General features: G+C 66.8%; 13 protein-coding genes. 3 read left to right on the top strand and 10 right to left on the bottom strand.

Annotated elements, in window-relative coordinates:
- Positions 1 to 143: 143 nt before the first annotated feature.
- The 9 genes from ASD86_RS18210 to ASD86_RS18170 all read right to left on the bottom strand — a co-directional run bounded on the left by ASD86_RS18210 (position 144) and on the right by ASD86_RS18170 (position 11,892).
- Complete coding sequence (locus ASD86_RS18210) at positions 144 to 1,454, bottom strand: carbohydrate porin (protein ID WP_157476820.1); 1,311 nt, start codon at positions 1,452 to 1,454, stop codon at positions 144 to 146.
- 85 nt (positions 1,455 to 1,539) lie between these two features.
- The gene (locus tag ASD86_RS18205) at positions 1,540 to 3,063 is read right to left on the bottom strand and encodes a CoA-acylating methylmalonate-semialdehyde dehydrogenase (RefSeq protein WP_082578477.1); all 1,524 of its coding nucleotides are present in this window, start codon (positions 3,061 to 3,063) and stop codon (positions 1,540 to 1,542) included.
- Positions 3,064 to 3,089: 26 nt separating this feature from the next.
- Positions 3,090 to 3,887: a 5-deoxy-glucuronate isomerase gene (gene iolB / locus ASD86_RS18200; protein WP_056113833.1), complete on the bottom strand. Its 798-nt coding sequence runs from the start codon at positions 3,885 to 3,887 to the stop codon at positions 3,090 to 3,092.
- Positions 3,884 to 4,801: a myo-inosose-2 dehydratase gene (gene iolE, locus ASD86_RS18195; protein WP_056113831.1), complete on the bottom strand. Its 918-nt coding sequence runs from the start codon at positions 4,799 to 4,801 to the stop codon at positions 3,884 to 3,886. Before iolE ends, iolB begins: the two co-directional genes overlap by 4 nt.
- A complete protein-coding gene (gene iolD, locus ASD86_RS18190; protein ID WP_056113829.1) occupies positions 4,794 to 6,737 on the bottom strand; it encodes a 3D-(3,5/4)-trihydroxycyclohexane-1,2-dione acylhydrolase (decyclizing) in 1,944 nt (647 codons plus the stop codon). Before iolD ends, iolE begins: the two co-directional genes overlap by 8 nt.
- Entirely contained in the window at positions 6,734 to 8,689 is a 1,956-nt protein-coding gene (gene iolC / locus ASD86_RS18185; RefSeq protein ID WP_056113826.1) for a 5-dehydro-2-deoxygluconokinase, read from the bottom strand. Before iolC ends, iolD begins: the two co-directional genes overlap by 4 nt.
- Before the next feature lie 40 nt (positions 8,690 to 8,729).
- Entirely contained in the window at positions 8,730 to 9,521 is a 792-nt protein-coding gene (locus ASD86_RS18180; RefSeq protein ID WP_056113823.1) for an ATP-binding cassette domain-containing protein, read from the bottom strand.
- A 10-nt stretch (positions 9,522 to 9,531) separates the two neighbouring features.
- Entirely contained in the window at positions 9,532 to 10,641 is a 1,110-nt protein-coding gene (locus ASD86_RS18175) for an ABC transporter permease (RefSeq protein WP_200957263.1), read from the bottom strand.
- A gap of 171 nt (positions 10,642 to 10,812) precedes the next feature.
- Positions 10,813 to 11,892 carry a sugar ABC transporter substrate-binding protein gene (locus ASD86_RS18170; RefSeq protein ID WP_200957262.1) on the bottom strand — a complete coding sequence of 360 codons (1,080 nt, stop codon included), beginning with the start codon at positions 11,890 to 11,892 and terminating at the stop codon, positions 10,813 to 10,815.
- Positions 11,893 to 12,109: 217 nt separating this feature from the next.
- On the opposite strand from ASD86_RS18170, the gene ASD86_RS18165 reads away from it, so the two are divergent.
- The 3 genes from ASD86_RS18165 to ASD86_RS18155 all read left to right on the top strand — a co-directional run bounded on the left by ASD86_RS18165 (position 12,110) and on the right by ASD86_RS18155 (position 15,052).
- A complete protein-coding gene (locus ASD86_RS18165) occupies positions 12,110 to 12,976 on the top strand; it encodes a MurR/RpiR family transcriptional regulator (protein WP_036104288.1) in 867 nt (288 codons plus the stop codon).
- Positions 12,969 to 13,961: an inositol 2-dehydrogenase gene (iolG, locus tag ASD86_RS18160; protein WP_056113814.1), complete on the top strand. Its 993-nt coding sequence runs from the start codon at positions 12,969 to 12,971 to the stop codon at positions 13,959 to 13,961. The genes ASD86_RS18165 and iolG overlap by 8 nt, the downstream gene beginning before the upstream one ends.
- A 68-nt stretch (positions 13,962 to 14,029) precedes the next feature.
- The gene (locus ASD86_RS18155) at positions 14,030 to 15,052 is read left to right on the top strand and encodes a Gfo/Idh/MocA family oxidoreductase (protein WP_056113811.1); all 1,023 of its coding nucleotides are present in this window, start codon (positions 14,030 to 14,032) and stop codon (positions 15,050 to 15,052) included.
- Between the two features lie 127 nt (positions 15,053 to 15,179).
- Here ASD86_RS18155 and gyrA read toward each other — a convergent pair whose 3' ends face one another.
- Positions 15,180 to 17,948, bottom strand: coding sequence for a DNA gyrase subunit A (gyrA, locus tag ASD86_RS18150; protein ID WP_056113808.1), 2,769 nt, complete (start codon positions 17,946 to 17,948; stop codon positions 15,180 to 15,182).
- Between the last annotated feature and the right edge of the window lie 721 nt (positions 17,949 to 18,669).

Raw genomic sequence — 18,669 nt, 5'->3', positions numbered from 1 at the left:
CGCCGGGCAACGGCGCGCGTTCGACCACTGCGGCCCGGCGAGAAACGAACCTGTGCGCCGCCGCGCCGGCGCACGGCGACGCTCGCAAATTCCGCTTGACGGCGCATCGGCTCGCCCGCGACGCGACGAAGCGGATGCGACGATCAGAAATCGATATTGGTCTTCAATCCCACAATGAACGCATCGCGATTCGCATCGGTACCGCCCGGATGACGGATGTACTGCAGATTGGGCCGCAGCGACACTGACGCGATCGGCGACCAGTTGTAGAACACCTCGGTCACGTACTCGTTGCCGTCCTTGACCGGCGCCGCCGACTGCGGGTGCAGCCGATTGAACAGACGCTGGTGATCGGCCGCGCGCGCACCGGCATGAGTGGCGCCGAACGCCAGGCCGACGTAGTCGTTGGGCCGCTGGAACACGCCCTTGTAGGTCACGCCGAGCGCGATCTGGCGATCGGTCGCCGAGGTGTTGCGGTCGGCCTGGGTCAGATTGAGGAACACGCTGGCGCCGCTGCGGTCGCTGTCGCCGCTGAGTTGTTGCCGCAACGACAGAAATCCGCCGTAACGGCTGCCGCGCTGCAGGGGATCGCCGCCGGTCAGCGCGCGCGGCTGGCGGTCGCGGTCGTAGAACAGGTCGGCGCCGCCGGCATTGCTGTACCAGCCGCCGATCTTGTAGCTGCCCGGGCGGCCGCCGAGCTTCGGCGTCCAACCGAACTCGACCGGAATCAGCGCGCCGGTGGTGCCCGACGGGAAATCGGGTTTCCAGCCGTTGCGTTCGGCGTAGGCGTCGTCGACGTACTTCGGATTGAGCTGGTAGGCGCCGATTTTCAGATAGGTGTCGGCGCCGGTGTCGAGCTTGATCCGCGCCGCCCATTGGCTGGTCGGCCAGTTCACCCAGTAATCGCCGGCGATGTTGCCCGGGGGCGCGCCGCAGAAGGTCAGGCTCATGAAATCGCAGCTGAAACCGGCGAAGTCCTCGCCGACCGGCAAGCGGCCGATACGCAGGTTGGCCTTGCCGCCGAACAGGTCCTGGCTCAAGGCGAACACGGTCAGATGCCAGGTCTGGCCGCGGCCATAGACTTCCTGGATGAGCTGGTTATTGCCGATGCCGGCATCGGCGCCGAGGTTGTCGCCGCCGCGATGGGTGAACATCACCTGGAACGCGCTGCCGGTCCAGCCCCAGGTCTTGTCGAGGTCGACCACGGCGCCGAGTTTCCATTGGTCGGTGTAACGGGTCAGTTCGCGCACGCCGCCGCTGCGGTTGCGCGCGGTTTCGCTGGTGTGTCCGAACTCGAAGCTCACACCGCGGTCGGCGAGCGCGCTGCGTTTGCCGCCCCAGTCGCCGAGCAGGTACGGACTGTTCTCCCCGGCGTTCGCCGGCGCATGCGCGACGACGCCGAACAGCGCCAGCAACAAGGAAGCGTGAAGCGGATTTTTGAGTAAAGCAGGCATAGCACGCCTCCTGAAAGGCATGGGTGGGAACAAGGATCGAAGGGCGCCTATCGCGACGCGGACCTCGGTCCGCGACGCGACAGCGTCAGTGGGTCGGCATGACGAACTGGGCTCCGCCGCTGGCGCCGCCGGCCAGCCAGCGTTGGGTGACGGCTTTCTGCCGGGTGTAGAAACGCACCGCTTCCGGGCCGTGCGCGTGGTGATCGCCCATCAGACTCTTCTTCCAGCCGCCAAAACTGTGGAAGGCCATCGGCACCGGGATCGGCACGTTGATGCCGATCATCCCGACCTGCACGCGGTGGGCGAACTCGCGCGCGGCCAGGCCGTCGCGGGTGAAGATCGCGGTGCCGTTACCGAACTCGTGCGCGTCGATCAGCGCCAGCGCCGCGGCGAAATCGGGTACGCGCACCACGCACAGCACCGGCCCAAAGATTTCTTCGCGATAGATGCGCATGTCGATGCCGACGCGATCGAACAAACTGCCGCCGAGGAAGAATCCGTGTTCATGGCCAGCCACGCGATGGCCGCGGCCGTCGACCACGAGCTGCGCGCCGGCGGCGACGCCGTCGTCGATGTAGGCGACGATCTTGTCGCGATGCTGGGCGGTGACGACCGGGCCCATTTCGCTGGCAGGATCCATGCCGTCGCCGATGCGCAGCGCGCGCACCTTCGGCGCGAGCCTGGCGACCAGCGCATCGGCGGTGGCCTCGCCGACCGCGACCGCGACCGAGATCGCCATGCAGCGTTCGCCGGCGGCGCCGTAGCCGGCGCCGATCAACGCGTCCGCGGTCGCGTCCAGATCGGCATCGGGCATCACCACCAGATGATTCTTGGCGCCGCCCAGCGCCTGCACACGCTTGCCGCGCGCGCAGCCGCGGGCGTAAATATATTCGGCGATGGGGGTGGAACCGACGAAGCTGATCGCCTGCACGTCGGGATGGTCCAGCAGCGCGTCGACCGCGACCTTGTCTCCTTGAACCACATTGAACACGCCGTCGGGCAATCCGGCTTCCTTGAGCAGTTCGGCCAGGCGCAGCGCGGTGGACGGATCGCGCTCGGACGGCTTGAGCACGAAGCTGTTGCCGCAAGCGATCGCCATCGGGAACATCCACATCGGCACCATCGCCGGAAAATTGAACGGGGTGATGCCGGCGCACACGCCCAGCGGCTGGCGCATCGTCCAGGCGTCGATGCCGTTGGCGATCTGCTCGGTGTAATCGCCCTTGAGCAATTCGGGAATGCCGCAGGCGTACTCCACCACTTCCAGGCCGCGGATCAGCTCGCCGCGCGCATCGGACAACACCTTGCCGTGCTCGCGGGTGATCAGCGCGGACAAGGCGTCCAGTTCGCGTTCGATCAGCGCCTTGAAGCGGAACATCACCCGCGCGCGCTTGAGCGGCGGCGTGCGCGACCAGGCGGGAAACGCGGCGCGCGCGGCGGCGACCGCCACATCGACCTCGGCCGCGGTCGCCAACGCGACCGCGCCGATCACCTCGCCGCTGGCCGGGTTGTAGCAGGCGGCGCTGTCGCCGTCGCCCGCATGCGGGCGACCATCGATGTAATGGCCGATGCGCGCGGGGCCGGCGTGTGGGGACATCTGGGCGGACATGTTCGGTCTTCCTGTCGTAAGCGGAATCAGGGCTTCATCAGCCAGTCGTGAGCGGGATCGTTCTTGAAATGCCAGACCCGGCGCGGACCGGCCATCACGTTGAGGTAGTAGCCGCGATAGCCATGCGGCATCACCACCGGGTGGTAACCGCGCGGCACCATGACCAGATCGCGGTCGCACACGGCCATGGATTCGTCGAGCTCGCGATCGTCGGTGTAGACGCGCTGGAACGCGAAACCCTGCGGCGGATCGATGCGGTGGTAGTAGGTCTCTTCCAGCGAACTTTCCAGTGGAACGTTGTCGCTGTCGTGCTTGTGTGGGGGATAGCTGGACGAATGCGCGGCCGGCGTCACCACCTCCACCACCAGCAGGGATTCGGCCGCTTCGGTCTGCGGCAGGATGTCGCAGACGTAACGGGTGTTGCTGCCCTGCCCGCGCACGCTGCGCTGCATCGAATCGGCGGCGATCAACCGCAGCGGATGGCGACCCTGGCCCGGCGCGGTGGCCAGGGCCAGTTCGACCTCGTCGTGAGCGTGGATCCGCAGCGGCGTCGCCGGTGGCGCGTACACCGCGTCGGGCGAACGCGGCTCGAACACGCTCGCGCGTCCGCCGATGCGTTCGAACAAATGCGCGCCCGCGCTGAGGTCTATGGTGCCGGTCAACACCACCAGACAGCCTTCGCGTCCCGACGGCAGATCCAGGGCGGCGCTTTCGCCGGCGCGAAGCCTCAGGCTTTCGAAACCGACATGACGCCAGCCGGCGGATTCGGGCGTGACCTGGACGATCCGCCGGCCTTCGGCTTGAGCCTTGACCAGCAGGCTCATGCGACCTCCCGCATCGCGGCGCCGTCGACCAGCGCGCGCAAGGTCCGATAGCCGCGCTCGGCAAAGGCATAACTCGGCGCCACCGCCGGATCCTGTTCGGCCTCGACCACCAGCCAGCCGGCGTAGCCGTGTTCGCGCAACACGCCGATCAGCGCGGCGAAATCGATCGCGCCGTCGCCGGGCACGGTGAACACGCCGTTGAGGACCGAGTCGAGAAAACTCCAGCGGCGATTGCGCGCGAGTTCGATCAGCTCCGGCCGCACGTCCTTGCAATGGACGTGACAGACCCGGCCGATATGACGGCGCAGCAGCGCCAGCGGATCGCCGCCGCCGAAATAGGCATGGCCGCTGTCGAACAGCAGGCCGACTTCCTCGCCGGTCGCCGCCATCAGCCGGTCGATATCGCCGGGCGACTCGACGTAGGCGCCCATGTGATGGTGATAGGCCAGGCGCACGCCGTGTTCGAGTAGATAGCGTGCGAACGCGGTCACCCGCTCGCCGTAACCGGCGAACGCGGCTTCGTCGGCGAAGCGCGGTCGCTTGTGCAAGGCCACGTCGCGCTCGCCCTGGATCGCGTCGGCGACTTCGCCGTAGACCATGACCTTGCACCCGTTGCCGGCCAGCAGGCGCAGGTGCGCCTGCACCGCGGCGATTTCCTCCTCGACGCTGCGCCGCGCGAGCCGTCCGGAATACCAGCCGGAAATCACCTCCAGCCCGTAGCCGGCCATGAGTTCGCGCAACGCCTCGGGTTCGCGCGGAAACTTGTTGCCCAGTTCGAAGCCCTGGTAACCGATCTGACGGCCTTCGAGCAAGGCCGTCGACAACGGGATTTCGCCGCCCAGCGAGGGCAGATCGTCGTTGCTCCAGCCGATCGGGTTGATGCCGATCTTGACCGCGAACGCGCCGTCAGACATCTGAGTCCACCTGTGCGGCCGGCGGCCGCGGTTGCTGTCGTTGTTTGGCGATCTCATAACTGCGCCGCGCCTGCCGCACCGCTTCGCGCTCGGACACTTGCGGCACCGCGACTTCCCACCAGCAACCGCCGTGCTCGGTGGTGCGGCGATGGTCGGTGTCGATCGAGATCAGATAGGTGCCGCGCGCGGCGCGCGCGCGCCGCATTGCCTGCTCCAGCGCGTCGATGTCGGCGACATGCTCGGCCTGCGCGCCCATCGCACGGGCATGCGCGGCGAAATCGATCGCCGGGGCGCCGTCGCCGGCGTGCAGGCAGTCGTCCCACATATTGTTGAACGGCGCGCCGCCGCAGGCCTGCTGCAGGCGGTTGATGCAGCCGAACCCGCGGTTGTCCAACACCACGATAATCAGCTTCATGTCCAGCATCACCGAGCTGGCGATCTCGGCGTTGAGCATCAGATAGCTGCCGTCGCCGACCATCACCACCACTTCGCGCTCCGGCCGGGCCATCTTCACGCCCAGGCCGCCGGCGATCTCGTAGCCCATGCAGGAGTAGCCGTACTCCATGTGATAGCCGCCGGGCGTGCGCGTGCGCCAGAGTTTTTCCAGTTCCGCCGGCAAGGTGCCGGCGGCGCAGACGACGATGTCGTCACTGTCGGACTGCGCGCCCGAGCGTTGCACCGCGCCGATGACTTCGCCGTCGTACGGCAAGGTGCCCGCGGGCAGTTCGCGTCGGCCGGTGACGGTGTCGACGATCGCGCGCCAGGCCTGCGCCTGCTCTTGCGCGCGCGCGCTCCACGACTCAGGTGCGCGCCAATCCGACAGCGCCGCCGACAGCGCGTGCAGGCCGAGGCCGGCGTCGCAGATCAGTTCCGGGCCGCCGCCTTTCAAGGCGTCGTGCGGGTTGACGTTGAGCGTGGCGATGCGCGCTTCGGCGTACAGCGCATTCGAACCAGTGGTGAAATCCTGCAGCCGCGTGCCCACCGCCAGCACCAGATCGGCCTGCGCGAGCAGCGCGTTGGCGGCGCTGGAACCGCAGACGCCGGCCGCGCCCAGTTGCAAGGGGTGATCCCAAGCCAGCGCGCCCTTGCCGGCCTGCGTTTCAGCCACCGGCACTCGGTGCAGATCGGCGAAGCGGCGCAGTTCATCGCCGGCGCGGCCGTACAACACGCCGCCGCCGGCGATCAGCACCGGCCGCTGCGCCTCACGTAATGCAGCGGCAAGCGCGTCGACCTCCTCGGCCTGCGGCGCCAACGCGCGGAACGCATGCAGACGCGGCGCGAAGAACGCTTCAGGCCAATCCCAGGCTTCGGTCTGCACGTCCTGCGGCAAGGCCAGGGTGACCGGGCCGCACAGGGCCGGATCGGTTAGCACGCGCATCGCCCGCGGCAAGGCGCGCAGCAGTTGTTCGGGCTTGACGATACGGTCGAAATAGCGCGACACCGGACGCAAACAATCGTTGACGCTGACCGTGCCGTCGGCGAAATCCTCCAGCTGTTGCAGCACCGGATCGGGCGCGCGCGAAACGAAGCTGTCGCCCGGCAACAGCAGCACCGGCAGACGATTGACGTGAGCCAGCGCCGCCGAGGTGACCAGATTGGTCGAACCCGGCCCGATCGACGCGGTCACCGCCATCATGCGTCGGCGCATGCACGCCTTGGCGTAAGCGATCGCGGCATTGGCCATGCCCTGCTCGCTGTGGGCGCGGTAAGTCGGCAACGCGTCGCGGTGCTGATACAGCGCTTCGCCCAATCCGGCGACGTTGCCGTGGCCGAAGATCGCGAACACGCCGCCGAACAGGCGCACGCGTTCGCCGCTGTCGGGATCGATCGTGTATTGCGCGGCGAGGTAGCGCACCAGGGCCTGAGCCATGGTCAGGCGCACCGCGCCGCCGGAACCGGATGCCGTCGCCGACGCGGGGGAGGACGTGGTGTTCATGCGGCATGCTCGACGGTTCCGGCGGCAGGCGCGGAACGGATTTGACGCGACCGCGCCCACAGCGCGGCCAGTTCGGCGAAACCCGCGCAGGCGCGCGCCACCAGGGCGTCGTCGTCGATATCGCCGCGCAGCCAGGCGCGCGCGGGCTCGACGAAGATGCTGCGTCCTACCGCGAAACCGCGACAGCTACGGCTGCGCGAGGCGGCGGCGAAACCCTCGGACAGTTCGGCGAACGGCGCGTTCAAACCGAGCAGCAACACACCGCGGCAGTACGGATCGCGTTCTTCGATCAACGCGTCCAGCGCCTCCCAGTCGCGCATCGTCAGCGGCGCCAGTTTCCACCAATGCGGGCGGATGCCGAGGTTGTAGATCCGCTTGAGCGAACGCAGCACCCGCTCGCCGCCGCGCCGGCCTTCGCTGTCGGCCGGCGGTATCACTTCCAGCAACAGTTCGTGCCCGCTCGCGCGCACCGCGTCGTACAAGCCGCGCAACTGGGTTTCCTGTTCGATCCTGACCAGCGCATCGCCGTCGGGATCGAACTGCACCAGGCACTTGACCACGTGTTCGAGCGGCCAACGCGACAACTGCGTGCCGATCGAGCGGCCGTACTCGAACTCGAGCGGGTTCGAACCGGGCATTTCCACTGGACGGCCGATCCACCAGCGGCGGCCGGTGGCGGCATCCAGCGCATCCTGGCCGTAGGTCTCATCGCATAACAAGCCGATCCGTCCGTGCAGATCCAGACCGCGCTCGGCGCGATCCACCGCCTGCACCAGCAAGGACTTGAGCCGCGGCAGACGCGATTCGGGCGCGTCGCATTCGCGCGCCAGGTCGAACAACTGGGTGCGATGGTCGAACGCGAACACATGCAGATCGTCCCAATGCGCGCGCGCCACGCTGACCCGATGCAGATGGGTCAGCTGTTCGTCGCGATCGGGGCGCTGCAGGCGATCGGCGTTGGCGAGAAAATAATCCAGTTCGGCGCGGCTCGGCATCGCCGGCGCACAGCCGTGGCGCGAAACCACCAGCGCGCCGCAGGCGTTGGCATAGGCGCAGCAACGTTCGATCGGCTCGTCGCGCAACCAGCCCGACAGGAAGCCGGCCATGAACGCATCGCCGGCGCCGAGCACGTTGAGCACTTCGACCCGGGTGCCGCGACAGGTTGGCGCATCGTCGATATCGGCCGGCACCGCGGCTTCGATCACGCTGCAGCCCTGCGCGCCGCGCTTGACCACCAGCAAGGCCGAGGTGACCGCGCGAACCGCGCGCAGGGCCGCGATCAGATCGCTGCCGCCGCCGGAGACCAGGAATTCCTCTTCGGTGCCGACCACCAGATCGAACAACGGCAGCACCGATTGCAGATGCCGGGTCACGCCGTCGTCGGCGATGAAACGGGTCTCACCGTCGCCGCGTCCGGTCAGGCCCCACAGCACCGGCCGATAATCGATGTCGAGCACCGTGCGCACACCGTGGCGGCGCGCGTATTCCAGGGCGCGCAGGCTCGCCGCGTGCACGCCGGCGGTCGACAGATGGGTGCCGGTGATCGCCAGCGCGCGGCTGGAGGCGATGAAGTCCTCATCGATATCGGCCGCGCTCAACGCCATGTCGGCGCAGTTCTCGCGATGGAAGATCAACGGAAACGTGTCGCGGTCCTTGATGCCGAGCAGCACCAGCGCGGTGAGCCGGTCCGGGTCGGTGCTCAACCGGCTCACGTCGCAGCCTTCGCGCGCGAGGGTTTCGCGCAGGAAGCGGCCCATGTGGTCGTCGCCGACGCGGCTCAGCATCGCGCTGCGCAGGCCCAGCCGGGCCAGACCGAACGCGGCGTTGGCCGACGAGCCGCCCAGGTACTTGGCGAAACTGGCGACGTCCTCCAGACGCGCGCCGGTCTGTTGCGCGTATAGATCCACGGCCACGCGGCCGAGGAAGATGGCATCGAGAGCGCGATCGGTCATGAGCGGGTTCCGGAAAACGGTGGGGGCCGGCGTGCGCGGTTCATGCGGCGCTGCGTCCTTCGAGCCGGTCGAACAAGGTCTGGATCTCGCTGCCGCCGGCCATCATGTCCAGCACGCGTTCCTTGCTGATCTCGTGCTTGGCGAAGCTGCCCATCGACTGGCCGCGGTTGAGCACGGTGAAGCTGTCGCCGATCGGATAGGCGTGATGGACGTTGTGGGTGATGAAGATCACCGAGATGCCGCGCTCGCGCGCCTGATGGATCAGCATCAACACGTTGCAGCTTTGCTTCACCCCGAGCGCGGCGGTGGGTTCGTCCAGGATCAGCACTTTGGCGCCGAAATGGATCGCGCGCGCGATCGCCAGGCATTGCCGCTCGCCGCCGGACATGGTCCCCACCGGCTGGTGCGGCGAGCGCACGTGGATGCCCATCTCGGCGAGTTTGGTCATCGCCGTATCGGCGGCGAAGTCCATGTCCATCACCGGGATCAGGCCCATCAGCTTGCGCCGCGGCTCGCGGCCGGCGAAGAAATTGCGCGCCACGCTCATCAGCGGCACCAACGCCAGATCCTGGTAGACCGTGGCGATGCCGCGATCGAGCGCTTCGCGCGGCGACTTGAAGCACACCGGCTGGCCTTCGACCAGATAACGGCCCTCGCTGGGGCGGTGAACGCCCGCCAGCGTCTTGATCAGCGTGGATTTGCCGGCGCCGTTGTCGCCGAGCAGGCAATGCACCTCGCCGCGGCGCAGGCGCAGGCTCACGTCCTTGAGCGAGATCACGCTGCCGAAGTACTTGCTGACGTTTTCCAGTTGCAGGATGCAGTCGTCGTTCATGGCCAGGTCCTCACTTCGCGCCGGTCGCGCGCAGGCGGATGTAGTGGTTCAACAACACCGCGAGCAGCAGCATCGCGCCGAGAAATACGCGGTACCAATCGGAATTGATGTCGGTGTAGGAGATGCCGATCTGGACCACGCCGAAGATCAGCGCGCCGATGCAGGCGCCGCGGATCGAGCCGTAGCCGCCGGTCAGCAAGGCGCCGCCGATGACCGCGGCGATGATCGCCTCGAACTCTTTCTGCAGGCCGCGATCGGCCGCCGCCGAACCGATGTCGGCGACCTGCAGCACGCCGAACAGGCAGGCGCACAAGGCGGTGACCACGAACAGGCCGATCTTGACCTTTCGCACCGGCACGCCGACGTTCTTGGCCGCGTTGGCGTCGCCGCCGACGGTGAAGATCCAGTTGCCGGTGCGGGTCTGCGACAGCACGAAACCCGCGGCCGCGGCCAGCGCGCCCCACCACAGCAAGACCTTGGGAATGCCCTCGACCACTGGCTTGCCGTTGGGCAGGCGATCGATAACGCCGCTGTTGGCGAGCCATTCGAACAGCCCCGGCCAGGCTGCGCCGCGGAACAAGCCGCTGATCAGCGGATCGCGCGCGACCGCCTCGCCGACGCCGCTGACCACGGTGCTGTTGGAGAAATGCGTGGACAGCACCAGGGTCAGCCCGCGCAGGATGAACATGAAGGCGAGCGTGACGATGAAACTCGGCAAGCCGGTGCGCACCACCAGATAACCGTTGAGCCAGCCCAGCGCGGCGCAGCACACGAAGGTGAACAACACCGCCGCCCACATCGGCCAGCCCAGGAACATCGCCGGCACCGCCATCAGCATGCCGGCGAAGCCGATCATCGAACCGATCGACAGATCGAACTCACCGGCGATCATCAGCAGACACGCGCCGACCGCGATGATCCCCAGATAGGCGGCGACCTGCGACCAGTTCATCACGCCGTCGAGATTGAACATGCCCGAATCGCCGGCGAACACCCCGAACAGGGCGAACACCAGCACGGCGCCGGCCAGGGATCCGAATTCGGGCCGGGCCGCGAACGCGCGCCAGAAGGGGATGGGCCGCACGCGCTCGTCCTTGCGCTGGCCGGGAAGGTCGTTCATGGAAGTCGCCATGTGAGGGAACGTCGTACTCATCGGGATCTCCGTGCGAAAGCGGACGAGCGCCGTCGACGCGAGCGCGGCTCCAGGCCGGCTCGCAGGCGGTGATCGGACTCGCTCGGCGCTACGTATTCGGCGCCAGCTATTCAGCGCCATGAACTCAGCGATAGGTTCTCAGCGGTATTGGCCCGCGTACTTCTTGATCACATCGAGCCGCTCGCGGGTGACGAAGCCGGGGCCGGAACTGACGCCGTCGGCGGTGTATACGGGCTCCAGCGCGTACTGCTTCAGCCGCGCCTGGATCTTGGGATGGACGCGCAGCTTGGCGACGATCACGGCCGGATCGCGGCTGCCTTCGTCGTGGGCGATCTTCAGCGCGGCGATCGCCAGATAGCCCTGCAGATACGGCTGCTGGTCGATGGCGAAATTCAGTTCGCCGTCCTCGATGCCCTGCACGATGGTCGGCGACAGATCGAATGTGGCGAAGAAGATCTTGCCGGCCAGGCCCATCTGCTTGAGCACCTGCAGGGTCGGTTCGGCCGAGTTCGGGCCCAGCGCGAGCACCGCGCCGGTCTTGGGGTTGTTGCGCAGGTAGGCGCCGACCTTGCTCGAAACCACGGTGGGATCCACGCCGGTGTCGAGCATCGAAGCGCGCAGGTCGGCGCCGAGCGCGTCGGCGAAGCCCTTGCAGCGCTCCACCGAGGCCAGATTGGTCGCGTAGTGGTTCACGCACAGGAACGAGGTCACCCCGGCGGCCTTGGCGCGTTCGCCGGCGGCCTTGCCGGCGTCGTACTCGGGCTGGCCGATGTGCATGATCGCGTCGAGCTGCCTGCTCTGTTCGCGCGTGCCGGAATTGATCGTGACCAGGGCAATGCCCTTGCCGGTGACGCGCGAGGCGGCCTTGGACAGCACACTGAAATCGGCGATCGAGGTGGCCACGCCGGCGTAATTGCGCGCGGCCGACTGCTCGATCAGCCGCGCCATGTCGGCCAGGTCGCCGTTGGGCGGATTGCGGTAGTCCACCGCCACGCCGAAATCCTCGCCGGCATCGACGACCGAGTTCTTGATCGTGTTCCACCACGAATCCGAATCCGGCGCATGGCTGACCAGCACGTAGCGTTCGTTGCCGTTGCCGCTGGCCGGGCCGCCGCCGGCGGGGGCCGCCGCGGACGGCGCGTCGCCGCCGCCCGAGCACGCGCTGAGCGCCAGCGCCAATGCGATCGAAGCCGAGCGCAGGCCGAATCGCCCGTTCACAAATGCCGCTACAACCTGCATACACCCCACTCCCCTATGGGCCGGCCGGGCCGGCTACGGACCGCCGCTGCGACCGCGGAACGGCGGCAACGACTCGATGGGGGCCGAGCATAGGGGCAAGGAATTCGGTTTTGCAACCCGCAGTGCAACATTTTTAAAACTGGAATTTAAATTCCATTTCAGGCATAAAGACACCCACACCACTCCAGGAGCCCGCATGTCCACCTACCAGGGAGTCGATGAGCTGATGCAAGGCATCGCCGCCGAGTTCGACAACCTGCCGCGCCAGTTGCAGAGCGTGGCCCGCTACATCGAACAGCAACGCGCCAACCTGATGGTCCAGCGCATCAACGAAATCGCCGAGGGCAGCGGCGTGCACAGCTCGGCGGTGGTGCGTTTCGCCCAGCGCTTCGGCTTTTCCGGCTTCACCGAGATGCAGGCGCTGTTCCGCAACGCCTACACCGAGCAGGTCGCGCCGGCGCGCAGCTATCAGCAACGCATCCGCCGGGTGATCGAGGACGACGGCGGGCGCATGACCAGCGCGCAGATGGCATTGCGTTTCATCGACGCCAGCCGCCTGGGCCTGGACGAACTCGCTGCCGAATTCGACGCCGAACGCTTCCAAAGCGCGGTCGACCTGCTGGTCAAGGCCGAGAACATCTACGTGGTCGCGGTGCGCCGCAGTTTCAGCATCGCCAGCTACATCGCCTACGCCCTGCAGCACACCAACAAGCGCGTGCACCTGATCACCGGCCTGGGCGGCATGCATCGCGAACAGATCCGCAGCATCGGCAAGAACGACGTGCTGATCGCGATCAGCTTTCCGCCCTACGGCAAGGAAACCCTGTTCTGCGCGCGGGTGGCGCGCGAGCGCCACGCCAAGGTGCTGGCGGTCACCGAAAGCGAACTCGGGCCGCTGGCCAACTACGCCGACGTGCTGCTCAAGGTGCAGGAAGGCAGCGCGTTCGCGTTCCGCGCGCTGACCAGCACGATCTGCCTGTGCCAGGCCTTGTTCGTCGCCCTGACCTACGAGCTCGAACTCAAGGTCGAAGAAACCAACCGTCCCGGGGAATACGATGATTGAAGTGGCTTTGTTCGGCGCCGGACGCATCGGCAAGATCCACGCGTCCAATCTGGCCCGTCACCCGAGGGCGCGCCTGCGCTATGTCGTCGACGTGCACGAAGCGGCCGCGACCGAGCTGGCGCACGCGCATGGCGCGCGCGTCGCCACCGCCGAGCAGGCCCTGGCCGATCCGGCCGTGGCCGCGGTGGTGATCGGTTCGAGTACCGACACTCACGCCGATCTGATCCAGCGCTCGGCGCTCGCCGGCAAGGCGATCTTCTGCGAGAAGCCGGTCGATCTGGACGTCGGCCGCGCGCGCGCCTGCGCCGACACGATCGCGCGCACCGGCGTGGCCTGCATGATCGGTTTCCAGCGCCGTTTCGATCCGACCTTCCGCGCGCTCAAGCAGCGCCTGGACGCCGGCGAGATCGGCACGCCGGAAGTGTTGCTGATCACCAGCCGCGACCCCGGCCCGCCGCCGCTGGACTACATCGCCCGCTCCGGCGGCGTGTTCAAGGACATGCTGATCCACGACTTCGACATCTTTCGCTGGATCCTCGGCGCCGAAGCGGTCAGCGTCTACGCGACCGGCGCGGCGCCGGAGTTCGCCGACATCGCCGCCGCCGGCGATCTCACCACCGCCGCGGTCACCTTGCGCACGCGCGACGGCGCGCTGTGCCAGATCAATACCTCGCGTCGCGCGGCTTATGGTTACGACCAGCGCTTCGAAGTGCTCGGCAGCCGCGGCCTGCTGCAGGCCGGCAATCAGCGCCCGACCGAAGTGGTCGCGTGGAGCGCGCAGGCGATCAGCCAGGACACCCCCGAGGCGTTTTTCCTGGAGCGCTATCGCACGGCGTACGCGCTGGAAATCGAGCATTTCTTCGATGGCTTGAGCCACGGCACGCCGCTGCATCCGAACATCGACGACGGGATCAAGGCGCTGGAACTGGCCGAACTGGCCACGCGCTCATGGCGCGAAGGCCGGGTCCTGGACTGCTCGATCTGAACACGACGGCGGCCCGATTGCGCGCATCGCCGCCGCGCTCATCCGACAGCGCGCCAACCGAGGTAGTCATGAGTCAGAAGTTGCTGAAAATCGGGGTCGCCGGGCTCGGCCGTCTGGGCCGGCGCTATGCCGAGAATCTCGCCAGACACGTGCCCAGGGCGCGCCTGGACGCGGTCTGCAGTCCGATCGCGGACGAAATCGACTGGGCGCGCGAGCATCTGGGCGTGCAGCGCGCCTATGCCGACTACGCCGCGATGCTGGCCGATCCGGAACTGGACGCGGTGTTCCTGATCACCCCGACCTCACTGCATCCGCAACAGATCGAACAAGCGCTGGACGCGGGCAAACACGTGTTCTGCGAGAAGCCGCTGTCGCTGCGGATGGACGAATGCCGGCGCACGGTCGAACACGCGCGGCGCCATCCGGGATTGCGCGCGATGGTCGGATTCGTCCGTCACTTCGACGCCAGTTACCGCCAGGCCAAGACCCGCATCGACGACGGCGCGATCGGCAAACCCTTCCTGATCTACTCGCAGACCGCCGATCTGTTCGATCCCACGGGCGCCTTCGTCAAATTCGCGCCGACCAGCGGCGGCCTGTTCCTCGATTGCAGCGTGCACGACGTCGACCTGGCGCGCTGGCTGCTAGGCCGGCCCAAGGCGCGGCGGGTTTACGCGATGGGCACGATCGCCGCGTATCCGGACCTGCAAGGCATCGGCGACATCGACAACGGCGTGGCCGTGTGCGAGTTCGACAACGGCTGCATGGCCATGTTCTACGCCTCGCGCACCCAGGCCCACGGTCACGAAACCTGCACCGACGTGGTCGGCACCGCCGGCAAGCTCAGCATCGGCCGCAATCCGCGCCTGGACCGGCTCGAGATCGCCGACGCGCACGGCGTGCGCAGCCTGTCGACGGCGAACTTCTTCGAACGGTTCGGCGACGCCTTCCTGAGCCAGTGCTCGCATTTCGTCGATGCGGTGCTCGACGATCGGCCTTTCGACCTCGACCTCGAGGACGCGGCCGAAGCCACCCGCATCGCGATCGCCTTGCGCGAATCTCTGCAGACCCGGCAACCGGTGGACCTGTGATCGGTTCCGGCCGAACTGCCCGCCCCGCCTCGTAGCGGCCGAGTCGAACGGCGCGCCGCTTGAACGCGACCGCAAAAGAAAACGCCGCCCGAAGGCGGCGTTTTCTCAAGGCTCATTCAAACGGCGATCAGGCGTCCGGCGACGGTGTTTCCACCGGATCGCCGGCATCGGCCACCGGCGCGACCGGCACCTCGCCTTCGATGCCGTCCTCGACCTCGTCCAGCGACGCGTCCACGCGCTCGATGGTCTGCAGGGTCTCGTCCTCGGCCAGACGCATCAAGGTCACGCCCTGGGTATTGCGGCCGACCTGGGAGATTTCCGCCGCGCGCGTACGCACCAGGGTCCCGCCGTCGGAAATCATCAGCACTTCGTGGTGATCGCTGAGCTGGATCGCGCCGACCAGCGCGCCGTTACGCTCGGTGGTCTTCAGCGCGATCACGCCCTGGGTTCCACGACCCTTGCACGGGTACTCGTCGACCGGCGTGCGCTTGCCGTAACCGCGCTGACTGGCGGTGAGGATGTCGCCATCGCCGTCGATCACGATCATGCTCACGACCAACTCGCCCTTCGCCAGCTTGATGCCGCGCACGCCACGGCTGTTGCGGCCGGTGGAACGCACGCCGCCCTTGCCACGACGCGACCGGTCGGCGCCCTCGGCTTCGGCCACGGCTTCAACGCCGGCCTCGGTTTCGATGCCGTCTTCGCCGTTGTCTTCGGCGCCATCGATCTCGGCCGATTCCTCGGCCGCGTCGGCATCGTCCTCGCGACCGCTCTCGGCGAAACGCACGGCCTTGCCGTTGCTCGCGAACAGCATCACTTCGCGCTGGCCGTTGGTCAGCGCCACATCGACCAGGGCATCGCCGTCGTCGAGATTGATCGCGATCTTGCCGCGCGCCAGACGGTAGGCGAACTCGGTCAGCGGAGTCTTCTTGACCATGCCGTTGCGGGTGGCGAAGAACACGAAGTGGCTGTCGTCGTACGAACGCACCGGCAGCACCGCCTGCACCTGCTCGCCGGCTTCCAGCGCCAGCCAGTTGATGATCGGACGGCCGCGCGCGTTCGGACCGGCGTCGGGCAGCTGATGCACAGGCAGCCAGAACACCCGGCCGGTGCTGGTGAACGTCAGCAGCGTGTCGTGGGTGTTGACCAGCCACAGCTTGTCGATGAAATCCTCGTCCTTGGTCATCGCCGCGTTGCGGCCCTTGCCGCCGCGCTTCTGCGCGCGATAGGCGCTGACCGGCTGACGCTTGGCGTAACCCGAATGCGACAGGGTCACCACCACGTCTTCCGGCGCGATCAGGTCAAGGATGTCGAGATCTTCTTCGCTCGCGCGGATTTCGCTGCGGCGCGCGTCGCCGAACTCTTCCTTCAGATTAAGCAGTTCGGTGCGGATCACCTCAAGCAGGACGTCGGGATTCTCGAGAATCTCGATCAGGCCGCGGATGGCCTCCAGCAGCACCTTGTATTCGTCGGTGAGCTTTTCCTGCTCCAACCCGGTCAGGCGGTGCAGGCGCATTTCCAGGATCTGCGTGGCCTGCGTCTCGGTCAGCTGATACCGGCCGTCGTGCAGGCCGAACTCGGCCGCCAGGTCCTCCGGACGCGAGGCCTCGGAACCGGCCGCGGCCAGCAGCGCGCCGACCAGACCCGGTTCCCAGGTCTTCTCCAACATGCGCTCGCGCGCTTCGTTGGGGTTGGCCGAGGTCTTGATCAGCTCGATCATCTCGTCGATGTTGGCGAGCGCGACCGTCAGACCTTCGAGGATATGCGCGCGCTGACGCGCCTTGCGCAGTTCGAAGATGGTGCGGCGGGTCACCACTTCGCGGCGGTGACGGATGAAGGCTTCGAGGATCTGCTTAAGGTTCAGCAACTGCGGGCGGCCGTCGACCAGCGCCACCATGTTGATGCCGAACACCGACTCCATCTGGGTCTGCTGATAGAGGTTGTTGAGCACCACCTCGGCCGATTCGCCGCGCTTGACCTCGATGAAGATGCGCATGCCGTCCTTGTCGGACTCATCGCGCAGCTCGCTGATGCCTTCCAGGCGCTTTTCCTTGACCAGCTCGGCGATCTTCTCGATCAGACGCGCCTTGTTGACCTGGTACGGAATCTCGGTGACCGCGATCGCTTCGCGGCCGGTGTCCTGATTAACCTCGATCTCGGCGCGCGCGCGCATGCGCACCCGGCCGCGGCCGGTGCGATAGGCGTTGATGATGCCGGCGGTGCCGTTGATGATGCCCGCGGTCGGAAAGTCCGGACCGGGGATGTATTCCATCAGCGCATCGACGTCGAGCTCCGGCGCGTTGATCAAGGCGATGGTCGCGTTGATCACTTCCGACAGATTGTGCGGCGGGATGTTGGTCGCCATGCCCACGGCGATACCGGCCGAGCCGTTGATGAGCAGGTTCGGCACCCGGGTCGGCATGACCGTGGGTTCGAGTTCCTTTTCGTCGTAATTGGGCTGGAAATCGACGGTTTCCTTGTCGATATCGGCCATCAGCTCGTGAGTGAGCTTGGCCATGCGCGACTCGGTGTAACGCATCGCCGCGGCGGAGTCGCCGTCGACCGAACCGAAGTTGCCCTGCCCGTCGACCAGCATGTAGCGCAGCGAGAACGGTTGCGCCATGCGCACCAGCGTGTCGTAGACCGACTGATCGCCGTGCGGGTGGTACTTACCGATCACGTCGCCGACGATACGCGCCGACTTGAAATGCGGCTTGTTGCTGTGGGCGCCCAGCTCGCTCATGGCGTACAGGACGCGGCGATGCACAGGCTTGAGGCCGTCTCGGACGTCGGGAAGCGCGCGTCCGACGATCACGCTCATGGCGTAATCGAGGTAGCTGCGGCGCATCTCGTCTTCGAGATTGACCTGGATGATTTCCTTGGCGAGTTCGGCCATCAGGGTTCCGTTGCGGGCGGTGAGTCGAACAACCCGGGCGAACGGCGTCGGCGTCCCTTACGGAACGCCGCGGATATGGCTGAAAACAGGGTCCCTGCGGGCCTGTCCTGCAGCTCGCTCGGGGCGGCATCAAAACGACAGGAAATCATATCACAAAACGCGGTTTCACGGGAGCCTGATTCTCACGCAGAAACAAGCACTTGGCGGGGTTTTTCAGCTGCATTGCAGCATTGGGCGCGGGGTTGGATTGGGGTTGTCCGCGCCGGGAGTTTTGACGGGCCATGGAGGTGGCGGTGAAATGGCCTTCGGCGGCCGTCGCGCGCCACTGCTGGCAGGCCTTCGCGATATACCCCGGGGACCGGCACGAGACGGCTGCGCGCTCAGGAGACCTGCCCGAAATCGGGACTGCTGCGCTCAATCAATCGAGACTGCCGCACTCAATCAAAAGAGCCGCGCACTCACAAGCCGTCATTCCCGCGAACGCGGGAATCCAGCGACTTTCGTGCGAGAACGCTTGAAGTCACTGGATTCCCGCGTTCGCGGGAATGACGACCTCGGAAGATGACGCTGAAGTCTCTGGATTCCCGCCTTCGCGGGAATGACGTTCCGGGAGGATGGCGCCAAAGGCTCTGGATGTTCGGCTTCGCCGAGATAAAGCAGAGCCAGCCCTCGCGGGAATGACGGCCTTAAAAAATGGCGCTGAAGGTATTGCCGTCCGCAG

Origin of the sequence: Lysobacter sp. Root690 (genome assembly GCF_001427785.1) — a bacterium.
GTDB lineage: Bacteria > Pseudomonadota > Gammaproteobacteria > Xanthomonadales > Xanthomonadaceae > Lysobacter.
The sequence above is the reverse complement of the archived record's forward strand: the minus strand, read 5'-3'. Positions and strand labels throughout refer to the sequence as shown.

Coding starts and splice junctions, on each gene's coding strand:
- ASD86_RS18210 (WP_157476820.1), bottom strand. CDS start 1,454: ATGCCTGCTTTACTCAAAAATCCGCTTCACGCTTCCTTGTTGCTGGCG.
- ASD86_RS18205 (WP_082578477.1), bottom strand. CDS start 3,063: ATGTCCGCCCAGATGTCCCCACACGCCGGCCCCGCGCGCATCGGCCAT.
- iolB (WP_056113833.1), bottom strand. CDS start 3,887: ATGAGCCTGCTGGTCAAGGCTCAAGCCGAAGGCCGGCGGATCGTCCAG.
- iolE (WP_056113831.1), bottom strand. CDS start 4,801: ATGTCTGACGGCGCGTTCGCGGTCAAGATCGGCATCAACCCGATCGGC.
- iolD (WP_056113829.1), bottom strand. CDS start 6,737: ATGAACACCACGTCCTCCCCCGCGTCGGCGACGGCATCCGGTTCCGGC.
- iolC (WP_056113826.1), bottom strand. CDS start 8,689: ATGACCGATCGCGCTCTCGATGCCATCTTCCTCGGCCGCGTGGCCGTG.
- ASD86_RS18180 (WP_056113823.1), bottom strand. CDS start 9,521: ATGAACGACGACTGCATCCTGCAACTGGAAAACGTCAGCAAGTACTTC.
- ASD86_RS18175 (WP_200957263.1), bottom strand. CDS start 10,641: ATGAACGACCTTCCCGGCCAGCGCAAGGACGAGCGCGTGCGGCCCATC.
- ASD86_RS18165 (WP_036104288.1), top strand. CDS start 12,110: ATGTCCACCTACCAGGGAGTCGATGAGCTGATGCAAGGCATCGCCGCC.
- iolG (WP_056113814.1), top strand. CDS start 12,969: ATGATTGAAGTGGCTTTGTTCGGCGCCGGACGCATCGGCAAGATCCAC.
- ASD86_RS18155 (WP_056113811.1), top strand. CDS start 14,030: ATGAGTCAGAAGTTGCTGAAAATCGGGGTCGCCGGGCTCGGCCGTCTG.
- gyrA (WP_056113808.1), bottom strand. CDS start 17,948: ATGGCCGAACTCGCCAAGGAAATCATCCAGGTCAATCTCGAAGACGAG.